This is a genomic window from Streptosporangium sp. CA-135522 (assembly GCF_050949235.1).
Lineage (GTDB): Bacteria > Actinomycetota > Actinomycetes > Streptosporangiales > Streptosporangiaceae > Streptosporangium.
The window spans coordinates 4,861,259-4,876,538 of sequence record NZ_CP192026.1 but is presented as its reverse complement, the minus strand read 5'-3'; the positions used below and the strand labels follow the sequence as shown (position 1 = coordinate 4,876,538).

Sequence of the window (15,280 nt, the reverse complement as noted above, 5' to 3'; positions counted from 1 at the left end):
GTCCTCGACCCCCAAACGGTGATCTACTGACGGCACCGTCCAGGAAAGGAGCTGCCGTGATTCACCGTACTCACCGTGGGGTCGATGTCGATGTCGACGTCGATGCCGGAGTCATCGTCCGAAGATAGAACAACCGGACGAGACCCCGAGATCCAATGAGGCTTTTCTGCACGGGTTCAAAGGCACCCGCCCCGGCGGGCGCCGGCGGGCCGGTCGACCGGCCGCCCCGGCTGCGGCTCTTCGGCCGGTCCGGGGCGGCGCCGCCCAGCCCACCGGCGTCAGGAGTCGCCTTTGCCTAGCACGGTCCACAGGCCCACCAGCGTCGCCCCGCCCGATCCCAGGCCCCACGACAGCGCGTCCGGCCATATCGCCCCGGCCGCCAGCCGCAGAGCCGTCATCGCGACCACCGCCACCACCGCGGCCAGCAGCACCAGCACCACACGATCGGACATGTCCACCCCTTCACGGTCACCGGATATCTCCCAGTAGGTGAGAGGGGCGGGGCGGGACTTCATGACGCGAGTTTCATCGGTGGCGGCCGCAGCCCGCCGACGAGCGACGCAACCAGGACTCCGGACCGTTGCCGAAAGAACAGAGCCGGCTCGGCAGCGCCACAGCCCAGAGCGGATTCGACCGGCGAGCCCAGTCAGCAGCTGACAAGCACGAACACGACCAGAACGGCGAGCAGGACGACGACCGCTGATCGAGCCGATGGGCGGCCGCCCGTTGGTGCCCGGCAGCCGCAGGGGTGCAGGCAGGCGCAGCACCCGGTCGGAGCGGATACGGCCGAGCAGTTCGACGGTAGGTCGTGATGTTCCCCGCCTTCCGTGGAGTCATTTTGCTTGACTGTTGTGCCATTGACCCCACGATAAGAGATCGGCATGCCACGCAGGGGCTACCCGCCGCAGTTCCGTCGCAAGGTGCTGGATCTGGTCGAGGCCGGACGTCCTGTCCGAGAGGTCGCCCGTGATCTGGGAATCAGCGAGCAGACGATCTACGTCTGGCGCAAACAGGATTTGATCGACAAGGGGCGGCTGCCCAGAGTTACGACGATCGAACAGACCGAGCTGCTGGTGGCCCGCCGGCGGATCCGGGAGCTGGAGACCGAACTGGCGGTCACGAAGCGGGCGATCGAGCTGGTGCGAGGGGTGGTGCCCCCAAAAGGCTGTTCGAAGCCGTCGCGGTGATGGCCGGCGAGGGCCTGCCCATCCAGGCCACCTGCCGGGTCTTGAATGCAGGGCCGACTGGGAAAGGATCGTCTTCATCCTGGGAAGCGATCGACGATTCCCTGCCTCGTCCGCAGGTCAGAGGTACTCGTGAACAGCCCTGGTCCGCGGGTTAGCTTCCCGGCGCTGATGGTGGGGCCGATGCGCTTGGTCCTGGCATCGGGCAAGATCACCCCATGCGTCCGACTCACAACCCCCTCGCCCTGCTCTTCACCGGGGCCATCGGACTCGCCTCGCTCCTGACGCTCATCGAGGCGAGTGCTCCCGGCCTGTCCCACTGGGCATTGGCGCTGGCGCTGTACTGGCTGGTGCTCGCCATCGCCATGGCCTGGTTCGTACGGATGCCGGGCCCTGGCGAGCGCCGACGGGCGTGGGAGCCCTGGATGTTCGTCCCAGTCGCACTGGTGCTGGGCACCGTGCTGCTGGTCAAACTCGATGCGCCCCTTCACGCGCGCTTCGCCCTGTCCGAGCCGAGCCTGGAGCGCTACGCCCGGTCGGTGCGCGACGACTATGTCAGCCGTCGGTGGTGGGGCCTGTATTGGGTGGAGGACGTGGAGAAGATCCCCGGGGGAGCGAGGTTCATGGTCACCCCGCTCACCTGGAATTGGCGGAGCTACGGCTTCGCCTACAGTCCGGATCGGATACCAGAAGGGGGCGGGTATGAACATTTCAAGGGGCCTTGGTACATCTGGAACGAGGGACCCTGAACGCCCGATGCATGACCTCCCGGTTCCACGCAGCTGCGTGCCGCGCACAGAGCGCTATGAGTATCCGAAGGCGCCGAGCAGCTGGGAAACGATCAGTTACGTTGCGGGAAGCGATCATCACCATGACCGACTCGGTGCATGCCACCCCAATTCGTGAACACCCCACGGGCCAGGCCTTCCTCGAGGAAGGAAACACCTGGCACGACACCACTTGGGGCAACTGCACCTGCGGTCGCCAGAGCTGCACCGCCCCTGGAGCGAACATTCTCAGGCGCATGCTCATGCGGCTGTGGGACAACCAGCTCTGACCACGGCCGCGTAGATCCGCGCTCCCACAGTGGTCACGACGCTGACGCCTTTTCTCCCGCATCGCTTCCCGGAGGACGTCATCGGTACAAAGCCGCCTGCCACCCACCACCAGAACCCGCCGACGGCCGCGGCAATACCTCGGGTTCTCGGAAACGCTCGATCTGTTCCCTGGTCGCCTCGACCCGCTCCACGGCCGCCGTTTCCCGCCGGGCCAGCTCCTCCAGCAACGAGCCCATCGCGATCGCCTCCACGCCGCATGGATGAATTTCGGCAGGCCCAGGGCTCCGGCAAGCAAGTCCCGGTGTACCAGCGCCTGATCCTCGACCCGCGGACCGGAACGGCGCTGGCCACCGTCTCTTGCACGGCCTCGGGGCTGGCCAGAGGGGCTGTCATGGGCTATGAGGCCCGCGACAGCACCTCCGGCTGGAAGGGCCCGCCGCGCCCGGTGCCCCCGAAGAGTGCAAGGCTCAGGAGGGTCAGGCGATGCGGTAGGCGCGGATGATCGTCTGGTCGGCCGTGACTCCCGAGGCGGTGGTCGCGCGGGCGCGCAGCGAGACGAAGCCGACCACCGCCGGGTGGCGCAGGAAGACGATGCCGCCCGCGACCGGTGCCTTCTGCCAGGTGGCGCCGTCGTCGTAGGAGACGTCCACGGCCAGGGCGCGCACCGTCCCGGCCGCCGAGCCCGGCTGGGCCCGGACGGTCACGGGCACGGCGTACGCCTTCCCGGCCGGCGCGGTGTTCCGCTCGTCCAGTGGCGGCGCGAAGCCGATCACGGACAGCGGTAACGTTTATTGACCGGTGGCGGCCGCTCGCCCAGGACGGCCTGCTCACTGCGGTGATGGCCCTCCTTCTGTCGGTCATCGTGTTCCACACGCCGGGCGCGGGCATGCTGGATCTCGCGGCCGTCCTCGCCGGCTCGCTCGCGCTCGTCGCCTGTCGGCGGGCGCCTCTGGTGGCGTTGCTCGTCAGCACGGCCTGCATGCTCGCGGTCGTGGTGCGCGTCCAGCCGGGCCCGCCAGCCACCTTTCCGGTGCTGGTGTCGGTGTTCGCCGCGGTCAGCGCCGGCCATCGGCTGGCCGCGGCGCTGGCGAGCGCGATCTTCCTGGGGGTCGACCTGATAGTGAACCTGCCTGGCGCCACCGGGTCCGTGCAGAGTCTCCAGGGCACCACGCTGCTGCTCGGCTGGTTCGTGGCGGCCGGCGTGGCGGGGACGGTGACCCGGCACCGGCAGGCGTACCTGGAGGAGGCCGAACAGCGGGCCGTCGAGGCCGAGCGCACCCGCGAGGAGGCCGCCCTGCGCCGCGCGGACGAGGAGCGGCTGCGCATCGCCAGGGAACTGCACGACTCGCTCACACACAGCATCTCGATCATCAAGGTCCAGGCCGGGGTGGCCGTCCACCTGGCACGCAGGCGCGGCGAGGACGTGCCTCCCGCGCTGCTGGCCATCGTGGATGCCGGCGGCGACGCCATGCGCGAGTTGCGCGCCACCCTGGAGGTGCTGCGTGACACCGACCGCTCCGACGGCGAGGCCCCGGCCAGCGGCCTCGACCGGCTCGACGACCTGGTGGAGCGGGCCCGCTCCACCGGGCTGCCGGCCACGGTGACGATCTCCGGCACGCGGCGGGAGCTGCCGGTCGAGGTGGACCGGGCCGCGTACCGGATCGTCCAGGAAGCGCTCACCAACGTCTCCAGGCACGCCGGCGGGGCGGCCGCGGCGGTGCGCATCGACTACGCGGACGAGGAACTGGTCGTGCAGGTCGACGACGGAGGCAAGGCCGACCCGGACGCGCCGCCCGTACCCGGCACGGGTCTGCTCGGCATGCGCGAGCGCGTCGCGGCGCTCGGCGGCCGGCTCCGGGCCGAGCCCCGCCCCGGGGGCGGCTTCGCCGTACGCGCCGAGCTTCCCTTTGGAGAACCATCGTGATCCGCGTGCTGCTCGTGGACGACCAGGCGCTCATTCGCGGCGGCTTCCGGGCCCTGCTGGAGATCGAAGACGACATCGAGGTGGTGGCCGAGGCCGCGAACGGCGAGCAAGGCGTCGCGCTCGCCCGCGAGCACCGGCCCGATGTCGCGCTCGTCGACATCCAGATGCCGGTGATGGACGGCATCGAGGCGACCCGACTGATCGCCGCCGACGAGCGACTGAGCGGCGTCCATGTCGTGATCCTCACCAACTACGGCCTCGACGAGTACGTCTTCAACGCGCTCCGCGCCGGCGCCTGCGGCTTCATGGTCAAGGACACCGAGCCCGCCGACCTGCTGCAGGGCGTCAGGGTCGCGGCCCGCGGCGACGCGCTGCTGTCCCCCGCGATCACCCGCCGCCTGATCGGCGAGTACGTCGCCCGCCGCCCCGAGCCCGCACCCAAGGGGCTCGACGTGCTGACCAACCGCGAGCGCGAGGTCACCGCGCTGGTGGCCCGCGGCCTGTCCAACGACGAAATCGCCGCCCACATGGTGATCAGCCCGACCACCGCGAAGACGCACGTCAGCAGGGCGATGACCAAGCTGCGTGCCAGGGATCGCGCCCAGCTCGTGGTGTTCGCCTATGAATCCGGCCTCGTCACTCCGCGGCGCGGCTGATCGCGTGCCGCGCATGAGAATCGCCCTGGTCGCGGGCCGGTCACCCAGCGTCCGCTCCCACACCTGTATCCCGGCCGACCGCGAGGTGCAGGGAGTTCACCAACGCCACGGCCTCGTCGAGGAGTTGTCTCTCCGCCTGACTCAGCGTCGGGTTGCCGGCCCGTATCGCCATGGCCCTTTCGAGGTCGATCGCGTGGTCGACGTCGCTGAGCAGGGAAACCAGGATCGTGCGGGCCAGGGGCGCCTCGGTCCGCGGGCCCACCGCGACCTCCGCCAGGATCAGAGCGGACATCCCCCAGTCCAGCGCGGGCGGGCCCTCCCTGGCGTCGGCCCAGTCGATCACCACCGGTCCCTCGGGCGTGAGCATCACGTTCTCCGGGTGCAGATCGAGGTGAAGAACACGATCCGTTGGATCGGTCGAGACCCGCGGCGGGAGAGCGTGCAGGCGACGCAGCAGTCCCGCGAGAATCGCACCGGCTTCTTCTGGAGTGATCATGCCCTGTTGGAGCGCCTCGACCATGGTCGGGCCAGACAGCCGCTCCATGATCAGATCCCCGCCTGCAATCGGTCCGACACGCGGCGCCGGATAACCCTGGCTGGAAAGGTGCGCCATCACGGCCACCTCGATCGACCGCGTCCTCGACTACGATTCCACGATCCTGGAGCCCCAACCCTGCCCGCGTGCCGGCCGTCTCATCTCCCACACGCTGGAGGACTCAACGGTGCGTCTCCCCTGGTTTTCGGCGTTGCTCTCTTTGCCGCCGTCGCGCTCGTCCCTGCGGTCCCCGCCCAGGCAGCCGCCCTTCCGGCAGTCCAGATCATGCGCGTCTACTACGACTCGCCCGGCTCAGACCTGCGGTCCGACGCCTCGCTGAACGGCGAGTACGTGACGATCAAGAACGCCACGCGGGCGGCCTATGACGGTCTCCTCCAGCCCGCCCCCGACGGGACCGGCCTTAAACCTGGGCGTATAAACGGGGACATGACAGCGGATACCTTCACGGATTCGACGAACTTCCTCACCGCCCACAGCGCGGCCGAGATCCCCCACCCTGGCGGCACCCTCCTGGAGCACCTCCAGCGGGTAGCGGCACAGCTCAAGGACTGGGATGCGTCACACGAGGTGCAGTTGGCCGGGCTGTGTCATGCGACCTACGGCACCGACGGCTTCGACCGGCGTCTGCTGGATCTGGCCGGCCGTGACACCTTGCGCGATCTGATCGGTGAGCGGGCGGAGGCACTCGTGTATCTGTATGCCTCCTGCGACCGCGAGGCGACCTACCTGGACCTGCGGGCCTTTCGAGACCGGTTCACCGGGGCTCCCGTTGACCCGACGCCGGACGAGCTTCAGGCGTTTCTCCTGATCACAGCCGCGAATGAGATCGACGTAGCCCGGCACAACGCGGACATTCTCGCCAAGCATGGGAATGACCTGTTCGCTTTCTTCTCCCGGCATCGGAACCTGCTCTTGCCTATGGCCTGGGAGACGGTCAAGGAGACGTTCGCAGTGCGCATCGCGCGCTTGGATCACCTGGTCCTGACCGTGACTGACATCCCCCAGACGATCGCCTTCTACCAGAAGGCGCTGGGAATGGAGCAGGTGACCTTCGGCGATGGTCGCCATGCCCTCACCCTTGGCTCCGCCAAAATCAACCTGCATCAGGCCGGACTCGAGATCCGTCCGCACGCTCTTCACCCGATACCTGGAAGCGCAGACCTTTGCCTGATCACCGCCGGCCCGCTCGACCGCGTCGCCGCCCATCTGGCCGCGGTGGACGTGCCCATCGAGGAAGGCCCTGTCTCACGGACTGGTGCCCTTGGTCCGATCACCAGCCTGTACATCCGCGACCCCGACCACAACCTCATCGAGATCGCCGCCTACGATTAACGCCGCACAGCACCGGCTCGGTTGATCATTCCCAGGTCTTCCGGCTTGGCCGGGAGACCTGGCCCCAGGTGTTCCGGCTGGACCTGGCCCCTGTGCGGGTCCGGCCGAGATATAGAGAAATCGGCCATAAGCTGATCTTTAAGCCGTTGAGCTGGGCAAACGGCGAGTCGCTGCCACCGAGTCGTACGGCCGATGCCTGTCGTACTTCCGAGATGAGCCAATCTCGGAAACGGCTCTCGGTCCCAACTTCCGAGATTCCGCACTACAGCGCCGCGTAGGCCGCCAAATCCACTTCCGAGATTGCGAGCATGATCGGCCCACGGCCGGTTTTCTCTATATCTCGGCCTGACCCGAGGTTCACCACCGCCGCCCGCCACGCGGGCGCCGCCCTGCTCCTGATCGGGCGCGCGGGCGGCTGGAAGGGCGGCTTCAAAGCCCCGCACGGCGATATGGACGGAAGCCGCCCGCTGGGACGGCTCCCCCTCGATGACCTGCCGTAGGCGGATGGCGCCGAACGGCGCATCGTCCTACGTCGACCACGGCGACGGCCATACTCGGGTGCGGGTGCGGCGCCCCCCTGTAGAGGGGAGGCATCTCGGGATCGGAGAGCTGCTGAGCTTCTCGGGACTGTTGCGAAAGCGTTGATCGCACTCCCGCGAGTGGCTGCTAGCGTCCGGACGTATGGGCGGCAGCGTGTACGTGGGCAACGCCGGCAAGGATGCGGCACTGGACCGGGGATGGCTTCTTGGGCACTTCAAGGACATCGATGATCCTCGCCATAGCGAGGCGGTAGAGATCAAGTGGGGTGTGCACCCGCGTGGCGACGAGCGACTGCAGTGGGTCAGAGGTGAAGAACGAACGGCTCTGCTGGTGCTCATCAGCGGTCGCTTCCGTGTCGAGCTCCCCGGCCGCAGCGTTCTGCTGCAAGAGCAGGGTGATTTCGTCGTGTGGGGTCACGGGGTCGACCACTCCTGGTTCGCCGAAGAGGAGTCGGTGGTGCTGACGGTTCGGTGGCCGTCCGTACCCGGCTACGCAGTGACACAGCAGGATGAGGCTCGGTCGCCTACCTGAGCGCGAAAGCACTGGCCACAGCCACTCGTTGATCGTTGGACCAACAGGTGATCTCGTGGCGGACGTCGCGGCGCGTCCCGCCTGCGTCGGCCGCCGGGCTGGAAGGCTGCCTTCTTGCTATCGTGCCTCCTTCCAATCCAGCCTGCCCTTCCTCACGGTGGGTCGCCAGCCGCGCACCGGCCTGCCGGTCTCCAGGCAGGTCGCGGTCGCCTTGAGCAGGGCGAGGTAGGAAGGCCAGGTCCATCGCCGCCTCGGCCTTGGCGATCCGGCCCGGCGCGGCCGGCCAGTGGAGCGTGCGGTAGCTGACCGGGGCCTTGCGGGCCAGCCAGCGCTCGATCTGCCGCCATACCGCGTTCACCTGGGCGGTCACGCCGGGGCTACCCGACAACGGGTGTCGCCCCGGGTGAGGGGGCGACCTGGGAGGTCGAGAGCGTCGAGCGCGTTCAGAACCCGGGCGAATCACATATCCGGGCCGAGAGGGCGTGCGCCGGTCACTCGGACTCGGACGTGAGCCCGGCCACGACGGCGAGCCCGACCGGCAGAGCGAACAGCGCTAGGTAGGGGCCTACGACGAAGGCCCTGGCGCCGGCGTCGTAGCCGACGGGCAGCCAGGCGAGCACCTCCCCGGCGACCAGAGCGAGAAGCCAGCCGTTGGCCACTGTCAGACAGGGACGGGACAGCCCCGAGAGGTGACCGGCGAGCGCGCCGAGCGGCAGCGCCAGCAGGAGGTAGACCGGCATCAAGACCGGCATCAAGGGGAGCGTGAGCCAGTTCAGTGTGGGGATGGTGGCGGACAGCATGAGGAGGGCGAAGGCTCCCGCCGTCGCGGCCAGCCCGGTGATCACTGCCCGAACAACCCTAGATCTGTTGATCAAACGGCATGTCATGATCAGCACCATAAGATCATGATACGCGCGGAGACCGACCTCGCCCAGGGCGGGATCCCCATTCAGCTCATCGTGCCGGCTGCCGTCCTGCCGCACATGGGCAGGGTGCCGCCGCGGGAGAACGCGTCGAAGCTGATCGCGTAGGCGGCCCACTCCGGGGTGGAGTACGGATGGCCGGAGAGCCGTCAAATGGTCCCGGTAGTAGTCCGACCCGCGGGCGCGGGGAGCGACCGCCATCCAGACATGGTGGAGAGAGGGCGGGTCATCAAAACGCGGTCAGAGCCCTGAAATTGACCGTGGTCGCGATGTGCACTCTTGGCCACTTGAGCTATCTTGTCCGGCATGATCGCCGAAGGCTGGTTGGCAGACACCCGGGCGTCCTACGATGCCGTCGCCGCAAGCTATGCGGACCGGGTACGCGACCTACTCGATCAAACGCCCTACGAACGCGCATTCCTGGCGCTATTCGCCGATCTGGTGCAGACCGCCGGCCGGGGGCCGGTTGCGGACGTGGGATGCGGGTCCGGGAGAATTACGGCCTACCTGCGAAAACTGGGCGTGGACACATTCGGGATCGACCTGTCGCCCGCGATGATCGAGGTAGCTCGGCGCGATCACCCCGGCCTACGGTTCGAGGTCGGTTCCATGACGGACCTCGAACTCGCCGACGCCTCGATGGCTGGTCTGGTCGTCTGGTACTCGCTGATCCACGTTCCCGACGACGAGATCGGCGCGGTCTTCACGCACTTCCGGCGAGTGTTGCGGCCCGGTGGCCCACTGCTGCTCGGTTTCCACGTCGGTAACGAGTCTCGATTGATCACCCAAGGCTACGGGGGCCACCCGATGAAGGTCTACGTCCATCGCCGCCAGCCTGACCAAGTGGCCGCCTGGCTCAACGACGCCGGCTTCACGGTCGAGGCACAGATGACTCTAAGCTCAGCCGAGAGCACGCTCGGGGGAGTTCTCATGGCGCGTCGGCGGCCTGATACCCGGTAGGGGTGAATCGCCCCGACTTTGATGGAGACCTTGACGTACCCCCGGCTTTCGTGGAGTCGCCCTGGTTGACTGTCGCGCTTCTCACGGCAGGTTCGGCCCTCGGCGGCCCCGATCGGGGCCGCCGAGGGCCGTCGCCTGAGCTCCCACCGCACTGCGCGTCCTCCTGGCGATCGATACCGCCGCCATCGTCCGGTTGCTCCGCTGATCCCAGCCCCCGCCATGCCGTTAGGTGTCATGAAATGCGGAGATCCACTTGTCGCGATCGGTCCTGCTTGCCTGGCCGGCCAGTGAACGCGGGCAGGGCCGGCCGGCCCTGACGCCGCGCCGGCGTGAGGAGTGATCGACTAGCGGTAGGTTGCCCGGGTGGAGTCCATAGCGCAGTGGTCGTCGCGCCTCCATGGCATGGAGGAGGACACCGGTTCGAATCCGGCCGGGCTCCACCCTTCAGAAGGGGTGATGTGGACGTCCCCACCCTGTTGCGGCATCTCGGCCGAGCACGCGACCCTCCCCTCGATGACCCGGACCGGATGCGTCTGGAGCACGCCACCCGGGCGCTGGTCCGCGACGGACAGCGTCGCCGGCGGCGCGAGCGCGAGCGGGCCGTCACCCGCGCTGACGGACAGGTGCTCGCCGCGACCGCGATGGGGTCGCGCGAGCGGGTCACCGACGCCCCGGTGCAAGCCTCGACGGCGGCGGGAGACCTGCGCCGCTCACGCAGGTGCTACGTCTGCAAGGATCGCTACACGCGGGTGGGGGGCCTGTATCACCTGCTGTGTCCCGCGTGCGCGTCGAGCGGCGTCGCTCGCCGTACGGCCCGCACGGATCTGACGGGGCGGCACGCGCTCATCACCGGCGGACGCGTGAAGATCGGCCATGAGCTCGCGCTCAAGATGCTGCGTGACGGCGCCCATGTCACCGTCACCACCCGCTTTCCGAACGATGCCGCCCGCCGGTTCGCCGGCACCGGCGACCGGGCCGGCCACCTGCGGATCGTCGGCGTCGATCTGCGCGATCCACGCCAGCTCCTCGCGCTGACCGATCGGCTCCTGGAGGTCGGGGATCCACTGGACATCCTGGTCAACAACGCCGCCCAGACGATCCGCCGGCCCCCATCGGCCTACCCCGTGCTGGTCGAGGGTGAGAGCCGGCCGCTGCCCGGCGTGACCACGCCGCCCGACGCCGGCTCGCCGGACGCGTCCGAGCCGCTGCCCGGCGTCGCACTCGACATGGGCTTGTTCGACGCGGGCCTGCTGGACGTGGCTGGGCTGTTGCCGGACGCCTCCCCCGCCAACTCGTGGTCGGTCAGGATCGGCGCCGTCGATCCGGCTGAGATGCTGGAGGCGCAGATTGCCAACGCCGTCGCTCCGTTCCTCCTGATCGACCGGCTGCTGCCACTGCTGGCCCGCTCGCTCGCCGAGCGCCGCTACATCGTCAACGTCTCGGCGGTGGAGGGCCAGTTCGCGGCAGCCGACAAGACGGGCCGCCACCCGCACACGAACATGGCTAAGGCGGCACTCAACATGCTGACCCGCACAAGCGCAGCCGACCTGGCCCGGCAGGGCATCCACCTGTGCAGCGTGGACACCGGCTGGATCACCGACGAGCAGCCCGCCCCGGTCCGCGAGCCGCTGGATCGGCGCACGCCGCTGGACGGGTCGACGGCGCGTCCCGCGTCTACGACCCGATCATCCGCGGTGAGGCCGGCCACCCGGTGCACGGCGTCCTGCTCAAGGACTACGAGGTGGCCCCGTGGTGAACCTCGACGAGCTGCTGGCGTGGCTGCGCTCCGGCGCAACGACCCTCTACGTGGGTTGCAACGCCATCACCTCCGCCGGGGCCTGCCGGATCGCCGACCGCCTGGCCGCCTCGCCGGGGATCGTGCGGGGCCTGTGGCTCAAGCGCAACCCGCTGGGCCCGGACGGTGGCCGGATCGCCGGCGTCGCCGTGGCGGCCGGCCTGGACACCCTCGACCTCGTGCAGACCGGTCTGGATCCCGGCGGGCTGGGCGTCCTGGTGGACCGGATCCTGACCGCCGGGGGCGCAGGGCGGCTGTTCGTGAGCGGCAACCCGCTCGGCGGCGCGGGAGCCGTGCAACTCGCCCGGCTCGTCGCCGGCGACGGGGTCGAGGAGCTGTACGCGTCAGCGGCCGACCTAGGTGACCAGGGAGGCGCCGTACTGACGGGCGCCCTGCGGCCGGGGAGGCTACGGCGCCTTTCGGTGGCCAGCAACGGCATCGGCGCGGCCGTCCTCGTACGGCTGGTCGAGGCGGCGGCGACGGCCGGCATCGAGGTTCTCGATCTGGGGCGGGTCCCCGCGGCCCGGCACCTCGGCTCGGCCGACAACCACCTCGGCGATGGCGCCGCGGCCCGGGTGGCGCACACGCTGTCCGACGCCCCGCACCGGCTCGCGCACCTGGACCTGCGCCACACGGGCGTCACCAGCCGGGGTGCCCTGCACTTCCTCACCGGCGCCCGCCAGGCCGTCACCCCCACCAGATACGCGCTGGGCGCGGGGGTGGCGTCGCGCGTGAAGCGGGACCTCAACGCGCTGGCCGCCGAACTGCCCGACCTGCGCCCGCATCCGGCCGTCGCCGCGATCCGCAGTGTCCACCGAACCGCCCCGCGCCCATGACCCCGGACGCGGGCCTCACCGATGGCAGGGCTACTGCGGGGTTCAAGACGCCTACCCACCTTCCTTGTCCCTCGCCGGAGCTTCGGGGGTCCGGAACCCAGTAATCAGGCAACTTGCGAAAAACGCGCCCCCCCGTGGTTATGACGCTCTGAACTGGTCCCACCCGGACGGCTTGATTTGGCCCCGCCCCTGCCGTCGATCTGATCCCAGGCCGACATGTCGGCTTGAAATGGCCCCACCTTCAGGGTTGCGCTGCCAGGTTCTACCTGCTCGATCACGCGCACCGCGGCAAGGGGTCCCGGTAGCAAGGAAGAAATTTCCAACGGAAAGGATCTTCGCCCAGGCGGCGGACCGCCTGGGCGAACCGGCGGACCGCCGCAAGGACGGCCTCGGTCAGGGGACGATGACGTGGAAGCCGGTGTCGCGGGCGCCGGTGGCGGTGCCGGTGCCGACGAACACGTCGCGGGAGTCCCCGCAGGCGGCGGCGCCGTCGGGGCGGACGAAGATGCTGGAGTTCCAGGGCGCGCTCGTCCACCGGACGGTGGCGACCGGGACGGTGGTGGCGGCGTTGACGTCGGCGTCGAGCCGGATGCAGTACTGGCCGGTGGCGATCTTGCGGACGGTGGTGACGCCCTTGGAGCGGAAAATAGAGCCGTCGGCGTTGACGATGGCGGCGGCGCGGACGCCCGGGCCGGAGGCGCCGCCGGGGTCGGCCAGTGCCGGGGCGGCGAAGGCGCCGAGTGTGCCGGTACAGGCGGTCAGCGTCGCGGCGATGGCCATGGTGGTCTTCGTGATGCGCGGCATGCTGGCTCTCTTTCGAGCATGGGACGGTACGGGGCCAGGCTTCTCGTCGGGCCGGACAATGATCTCCCCGCCCCTCGAAGCCAGCACTAACTGTAGCCATTCAGGCACCGAGAGCGACTTTGGCACACGGTAAAGATGATCTCCTCATGCTGGCACGTGAGACCCAACGAGGGGCAGCCCCGAGACCACAGACCGAACTCTGCCCCACCGGCTCTCGATCCAGGTGGGGCCATTTCAAACCGTCACGAATTCACGCTGTAATCAACAAGTGGGGCCGAGTCGGACCACCCAGTGGGGCCAACTGGAACCGTCCTAATCACCCGCGGCCCGAGGAGTGCGTCTTCATCGACGGCATCAGGGACAACATCGAGGCGGCCCGCGCCCTCGGCATGGCCGGCCTTCACCATCGCGACGCCGACACCACGGTCGCCGCGATGGAGGAATTCTGCGCCCTCTCCCTCCGCCTCCCCTGATCGCCGAGCAGGCGCCGCATCCACCCCGCGCGGATGCGGCGCCTGTTTCAAGACACGCAGGAGCCGGGTGAGCACCCGTCCGAGGTCCGCCGGCCTGTGACGATGTAGCCGCCCGACTCGAGGCTCGCGGGCGATCCCAAGCCTTCGGTGATCCACTTGATCGCCGGTTCCAAACGCCTGCTACGCCGAGCCGGGTCGGCGACCGGTCGGCGGCTCGATGGCCGGGCAGTGTGCACCGCGCGCCGGCGTCCGCAGGCCGATCAGGTATCGCTCGGTCGCCGCAGTGACGCAGCCGCTGTCCATCGAGTACACCGCATGGCCCCACCCGTCGTAGGTCAGCAGCACCGCACTCGGCTGGCGCGCCACGTTCTGGGCCCACTCGTACGGTGTGACCGGGTCGTACCGGCTGTTGAGCATCAGCACCGGGGGTACGCCCTTCCACCGCAGCGGCTCCTGCGGGTTGCGCGCCCGGGCCGGCCAGCCGACGCACGTCATGGCCGAGGCCCAGGCCTGCGCGGGCAGTTTCATGTCCGGCGCCACCTGAGCGAGTTTTCGGCGGTACGCCTGCACCTCGTCGACGTTGCGGACCGGCACTCTCCAGTCCTGGCAGAAGATGGGCGTGGCCGGGTCCTCGACCGACTTCTCCGCGACCGGCTTCGACGGGGCGGTGACCGCCGGCTCCGGCTTGCCCACCAGCAGTTTCGCCTGGTCCTCCGACAACGACTTCCAGTACGGGCCGACGAAGGCGTATTGGGTGTCGAGGAGCAGTTCGAGGAGGCTGATCTTCTTCGTCGTACGCGGATCGATCAGCTCCCCCCGTTCGGCTCTGGCGTACAGCTCGGCGAAGACGCGGCGGACGTCCTTGCCGTGCAGCGCGCAGTCGGTCGAGCGCCGGCACCACGCCACGTACTGGTCGAAGCTCTCCTGCACGGCCTTCGCCTCACTGCGCAGAAAACTCCACGTCGTGGCCTGGCTGTGGTCCATGGTGCTGTCGAGCACCATCGCACGGACCCGGTGCGGGAACATCTGGGCGTACTGCTGGCCCATCAGGGTGCCGTACGAGTTGCCGTAGTAGGTCAGCTCGCGCTCGCCGAGGGCGGCCCGGATCGCGTCCATGTCCCGGATGACGCTCTTGTTGTCCACGAAGCCGACCAGCGGCCCGCTCAGCTTCCGGCAGCCGTCGCCGTACGCCCGGTTGGGCTCGCGGAGGCGGCGGAACTGCTCCGCCGTGGTGGGCAGCACGTCGGGGGGCTGCACCGTCGTCGGCCGGCACCGGATCAGGTGGCTGTGGCCCACGCCCCGGGGGTCGAACCCGACGACGTCGAAGCGGCGGCGCACGTCGGCGGAGAAGCTGCCGCCTATGCCGCCCGCCTGAACGTCCTCCACACCTGACGCTCCCGGTCCGCCCGGGTTGATCAGGATGGAGCCGATGCGTGCGTTCGGGTCTGTGGCCTTCCGCCGGGCGAGCCCGATCTCGATCGCCGGTCCGTCCGGTTGGGACCAGTCGATCGGCACGGTCACGCTGCCGCACTCCACCGCCGGCGTGTCCGAACACGGCTTCCAGTCGACGCTCTTCGTCGCGGAACGCGGCTCGCCCTGCGAGTCCGCGCGCACCGGCGCGATGCCGAGCGCCGCACTAGTCACCAGCGCGGTGAGCACCGTGCCGGCCCAGGCTTGTCGTCTCATGTCATGCCTTCTCGTTCTGGCC

The 15,280-nt window shown here is 69.2% G+C and carries 20 protein-coding genes, 1 tRNA gene and 1 pseudogene; 14 read left to right on the top strand and 8 right to left on the bottom strand.

Going from position 1 to position 15,280, the window contains the following annotated elements:
* Positions 1 to 278: 278 nt before the first annotated feature.
* Entirely contained in the window at positions 279 to 515 is a 237-nt protein-coding gene (locus tag ACQPYK_RS22805) for a hypothetical protein (RefSeq protein ID WP_433258211.1), read from the bottom strand.
* A gap of 65 nt (positions 516 to 580) precedes the next feature.
* Here ACQPYK_RS22805 and ACQPYK_RS22800 point away from each other — a divergent pair, with 65 nt between their 5' ends.
* The 4 genes from ACQPYK_RS22800 to ACQPYK_RS22785 all read left to right on the top strand — a co-directional run bounded on the left by ACQPYK_RS22800 (position 581) and on the right by ACQPYK_RS22785 (position 2,241).
* Positions 581 to 703: a hypothetical protein gene (locus ACQPYK_RS22800; protein WP_433258210.1), complete on the top strand. Its 123-nt coding sequence runs from the start codon at positions 581 to 583 to the stop codon at positions 701 to 703.
* A gap of 178 nt (positions 704 to 881) precedes the next feature.
* Positions 882 to 1,187, top strand: a complete 306-nt coding sequence (locus ACQPYK_RS22795) for a transposase (RefSeq protein WP_433258208.1) — start codon at positions 882 to 884, stop codon at positions 1,185 to 1,187.
* A 215-nt stretch (positions 1,188 to 1,402) separates the two neighbouring features.
* Positions 1,403 to 1,933, top strand: a complete 531-nt coding sequence (locus tag ACQPYK_RS22790; RefSeq protein WP_433258207.1) for a hypothetical protein — start codon at positions 1,403 to 1,405, stop codon at positions 1,931 to 1,933.
* Positions 1,934 to 2,034: 101 nt separating this feature from the next.
* On the top strand, positions 2,035 to 2,241 hold the full coding sequence (locus ACQPYK_RS22785) for a hypothetical protein (protein ID WP_433258205.1): 207 nt from the start codon (positions 2,035 to 2,037) through the stop codon (positions 2,239 to 2,241).
* A 78-nt stretch (positions 2,242 to 2,319) separates the two neighbouring features.
* On the opposite strand, the gene ACQPYK_RS22780 is transcribed toward ACQPYK_RS22785, so the two are convergent.
* On the bottom strand, positions 2,320 to 2,493 hold the full coding sequence (locus tag ACQPYK_RS22780) for a hypothetical protein (protein WP_433258204.1): 174 nt from the start codon (positions 2,491 to 2,493) through the stop codon (positions 2,320 to 2,322).
* Between the two features lie 225 nt (positions 2,494 to 2,718).
* Positions 2,719 to 3,015, bottom strand: a complete 297-nt coding sequence (locus tag ACQPYK_RS22775; RefSeq protein ID WP_433258203.1) for a hypothetical protein — start codon at positions 3,013 to 3,015, stop codon at positions 2,719 to 2,721.
* A 65-nt stretch (positions 3,016 to 3,080) separates the two neighbouring features.
* Between ACQPYK_RS22775 and ACQPYK_RS22770 the strand changes: the two genes are divergently transcribed.
* A complete protein-coding gene (locus ACQPYK_RS22770) occupies positions 3,081 to 4,166 on the top strand; it encodes a sensor histidine kinase (RefSeq protein ID WP_433258201.1) in 1,086 nt (361 codons plus the stop codon).
* The gene (locus tag ACQPYK_RS22765; protein ID WP_433258200.1) at positions 4,163 to 4,822 is read left to right on the top strand and encodes a response regulator; all 660 of its coding nucleotides are present in this window, start codon (positions 4,163 to 4,165) and stop codon (positions 4,820 to 4,822) included. The genes ACQPYK_RS22770 and ACQPYK_RS22765 overlap by 4 nt, the downstream gene beginning before the upstream one ends.
* Before the next feature lie 40 nt (positions 4,823 to 4,862).
* Here the strand turns inward: ACQPYK_RS22765 and ACQPYK_RS22760 are convergent, their stop codons facing one another.
* Positions 4,863 to 5,366: a phosphotransferase gene (locus tag ACQPYK_RS22760; RefSeq protein WP_433258198.1), complete on the bottom strand. Its 504-nt coding sequence runs from the start codon at positions 5,364 to 5,366 to the stop codon at positions 4,863 to 4,865.
* Positions 5,367 to 5,642: 276 nt separating this feature from the next.
* Between ACQPYK_RS22760 and ACQPYK_RS22755 the strand changes: the two genes are divergently transcribed.
* Positions 5,643 to 6,710 (top strand): VOC family protein, encoded by a 1,068-nt coding sequence (locus ACQPYK_RS22755; RefSeq protein ID WP_433258197.1) that lies wholly within the window; start codon positions 5,643 to 5,645, stop codon positions 6,708 to 6,710.
* A 681-nt stretch (positions 6,711 to 7,391) separates the two neighbouring features.
* Positions 7,392 to 7,781, top strand: a complete 390-nt coding sequence (locus ACQPYK_RS22750) for a signal peptidase I (protein WP_433258195.1) — start codon at positions 7,392 to 7,394, stop codon at positions 7,779 to 7,781.
* On the opposite strand, the gene ACQPYK_RS22745 is transcribed toward ACQPYK_RS22750, so the two are convergent.
* Positions 7,774 to 8,151, bottom strand: a complete 378-nt coding sequence (locus ACQPYK_RS22745) for a hypothetical protein (RefSeq protein WP_433258193.1) — start codon at positions 8,149 to 8,151, stop codon at positions 7,774 to 7,776. The genes ACQPYK_RS22750 and ACQPYK_RS22745 overlap by 8 nt on opposite strands.
* 121 nt (positions 8,152 to 8,272) lie before the next feature.
* Positions 8,273 to 8,626 (bottom strand): hypothetical protein, encoded by a 354-nt coding sequence (locus ACQPYK_RS22740; protein WP_433258191.1) that lies wholly within the window; start codon positions 8,624 to 8,626, stop codon positions 8,273 to 8,275.
* A gap of 60 nt (positions 8,627 to 8,686) precedes the next feature.
* Between ACQPYK_RS22740 and ACQPYK_RS22735 the strand changes: the two genes are divergently transcribed.
* From ACQPYK_RS22735 to ACQPYK_RS22710, 6 genes and pseudogenes are all read left to right on the top strand, one after another.
* Complete coding sequence (locus tag ACQPYK_RS22735) at positions 8,687 to 8,812, top strand: hypothetical protein (RefSeq protein WP_433258189.1); 126 nt, start codon at positions 8,687 to 8,689, stop codon at positions 8,810 to 8,812.
* A gap of 198 nt (positions 8,813 to 9,010) precedes the next feature.
* Entirely contained in the window at positions 9,011 to 9,664 is a 654-nt protein-coding gene (locus tag ACQPYK_RS22730) for a class I SAM-dependent DNA methyltransferase (RefSeq protein WP_433258188.1), read from the top strand.
* Between the two features lie 365 nt (positions 9,665 to 10,029).
* Positions 10,030 to 10,104 (top strand) — tRNA-Ala (locus ACQPYK_RS22725).
* A gap of 87 nt (positions 10,105 to 10,191) precedes the next feature.
* Positions 10,192 to 11,208: pseudogene (locus ACQPYK_RS22720) on the top strand (SDR family NAD(P)-dependent oxidoreductase); the annotation flags it as partial.
* Positions 11,209 to 11,234: 26 nt separating this feature from the next.
* Positions 11,235 to 11,420 carry a hypothetical protein gene (locus ACQPYK_RS22715; protein WP_433259160.1) on the top strand — a complete coding sequence of 62 codons (186 nt, stop codon included), beginning with the start codon at positions 11,235 to 11,237 and terminating at the stop codon, positions 11,418 to 11,420.
* A complete protein-coding gene (locus ACQPYK_RS22710) occupies positions 11,414 to 12,295 on the top strand; it encodes a ribonuclease inhibitor (RefSeq protein ID WP_433259158.1) in 882 nt (293 codons plus the stop codon). The genes ACQPYK_RS22715 and ACQPYK_RS22710 overlap by 7 nt, the downstream gene beginning before the upstream one ends.
* Before the next feature lie 393 nt (positions 12,296 to 12,688).
* On the opposite strand, the gene ACQPYK_RS22705 is transcribed toward ACQPYK_RS22710, so the two are convergent.
* Positions 12,689 to 13,099 carry a hypothetical protein gene (locus tag ACQPYK_RS22705; protein WP_433258186.1) on the bottom strand — a complete coding sequence of 137 codons (411 nt, stop codon included), beginning with the start codon at positions 13,097 to 13,099 and terminating at the stop codon, positions 12,689 to 12,691.
* 653 nt (positions 13,100 to 13,752) lie between these two features.
* Positions 13,753 to 15,258, bottom strand: a complete 1,506-nt coding sequence (locus tag ACQPYK_RS22700) for an alpha/beta hydrolase (protein WP_433258185.1) — start codon at positions 15,256 to 15,258, stop codon at positions 13,753 to 13,755.
* Positions 15,259 to 15,280 lie beyond the last annotated feature (22 nt).

Bases quoted from the DNA above. Each gene is read 5' to 3' on its own strand.
- ACQPYK_RS22700 (WP_433258185.1), bottom strand. From the start codon at position 15,258: ATGAGACGACAAGCCTGGGCCGGCACGGTGCTCACCGCGCTGGTGACT.
- ACQPYK_RS22730 (WP_433258188.1), top strand. From the start codon at position 9,011: ATGATCGCCGAAGGCTGGTTGGCAGACACCCGGGCGTCCTACGATGCC.
- ACQPYK_RS22795 (WP_433258208.1), top strand. From the start codon at position 882: ATGCCACGCAGGGGCTACCCGCCGCAGTTCCGTCGCAAGGTGCTGGAT.
- ACQPYK_RS22760 (WP_433258198.1), bottom strand. From the start codon at position 5,366: ATGGAGCGGCTGTCTGGCCCGACCATGGTCGAGGCGCTCCAACAGGGC.
- ACQPYK_RS22770 (WP_433258201.1), top strand. From the start codon at position 3,081: ATGGCCCTCCTTCTGTCGGTCATCGTGTTCCACACGCCGGGCGCGGGC.
- ACQPYK_RS22750 (WP_433258195.1), top strand. From the start codon at position 7,392: ATGGGCGGCAGCGTGTACGTGGGCAACGCCGGCAAGGATGCGGCACTG.
- ACQPYK_RS22755 (WP_433258197.1), top strand. From the start codon at position 5,643: ATGCGCGTCTACTACGACTCGCCCGGCTCAGACCTGCGGTCCGACGCC.
- ACQPYK_RS22735 (WP_433258189.1), top strand. From the start codon at position 8,687: ATGATACGCGCGGAGACCGACCTCGCCCAGGGCGGGATCCCCATTCAG.
- ACQPYK_RS22805 (WP_433258211.1), bottom strand. From the start codon at position 515: ATGAAGTCCCGCCCCGCCCCTCTCACCTACTGGGAGATATCCGGTGAC.
- ACQPYK_RS22790 (WP_433258207.1), top strand. From the start codon at position 1,403: ATGCGTCCGACTCACAACCCCCTCGCCCTGCTCTTCACCGGGGCCATC.
- ACQPYK_RS22705 (WP_433258186.1), bottom strand. From the start codon at position 13,099: ATGCCGCGCATCACGAAGACCACCATGGCCATCGCCGCGACGCTGACC.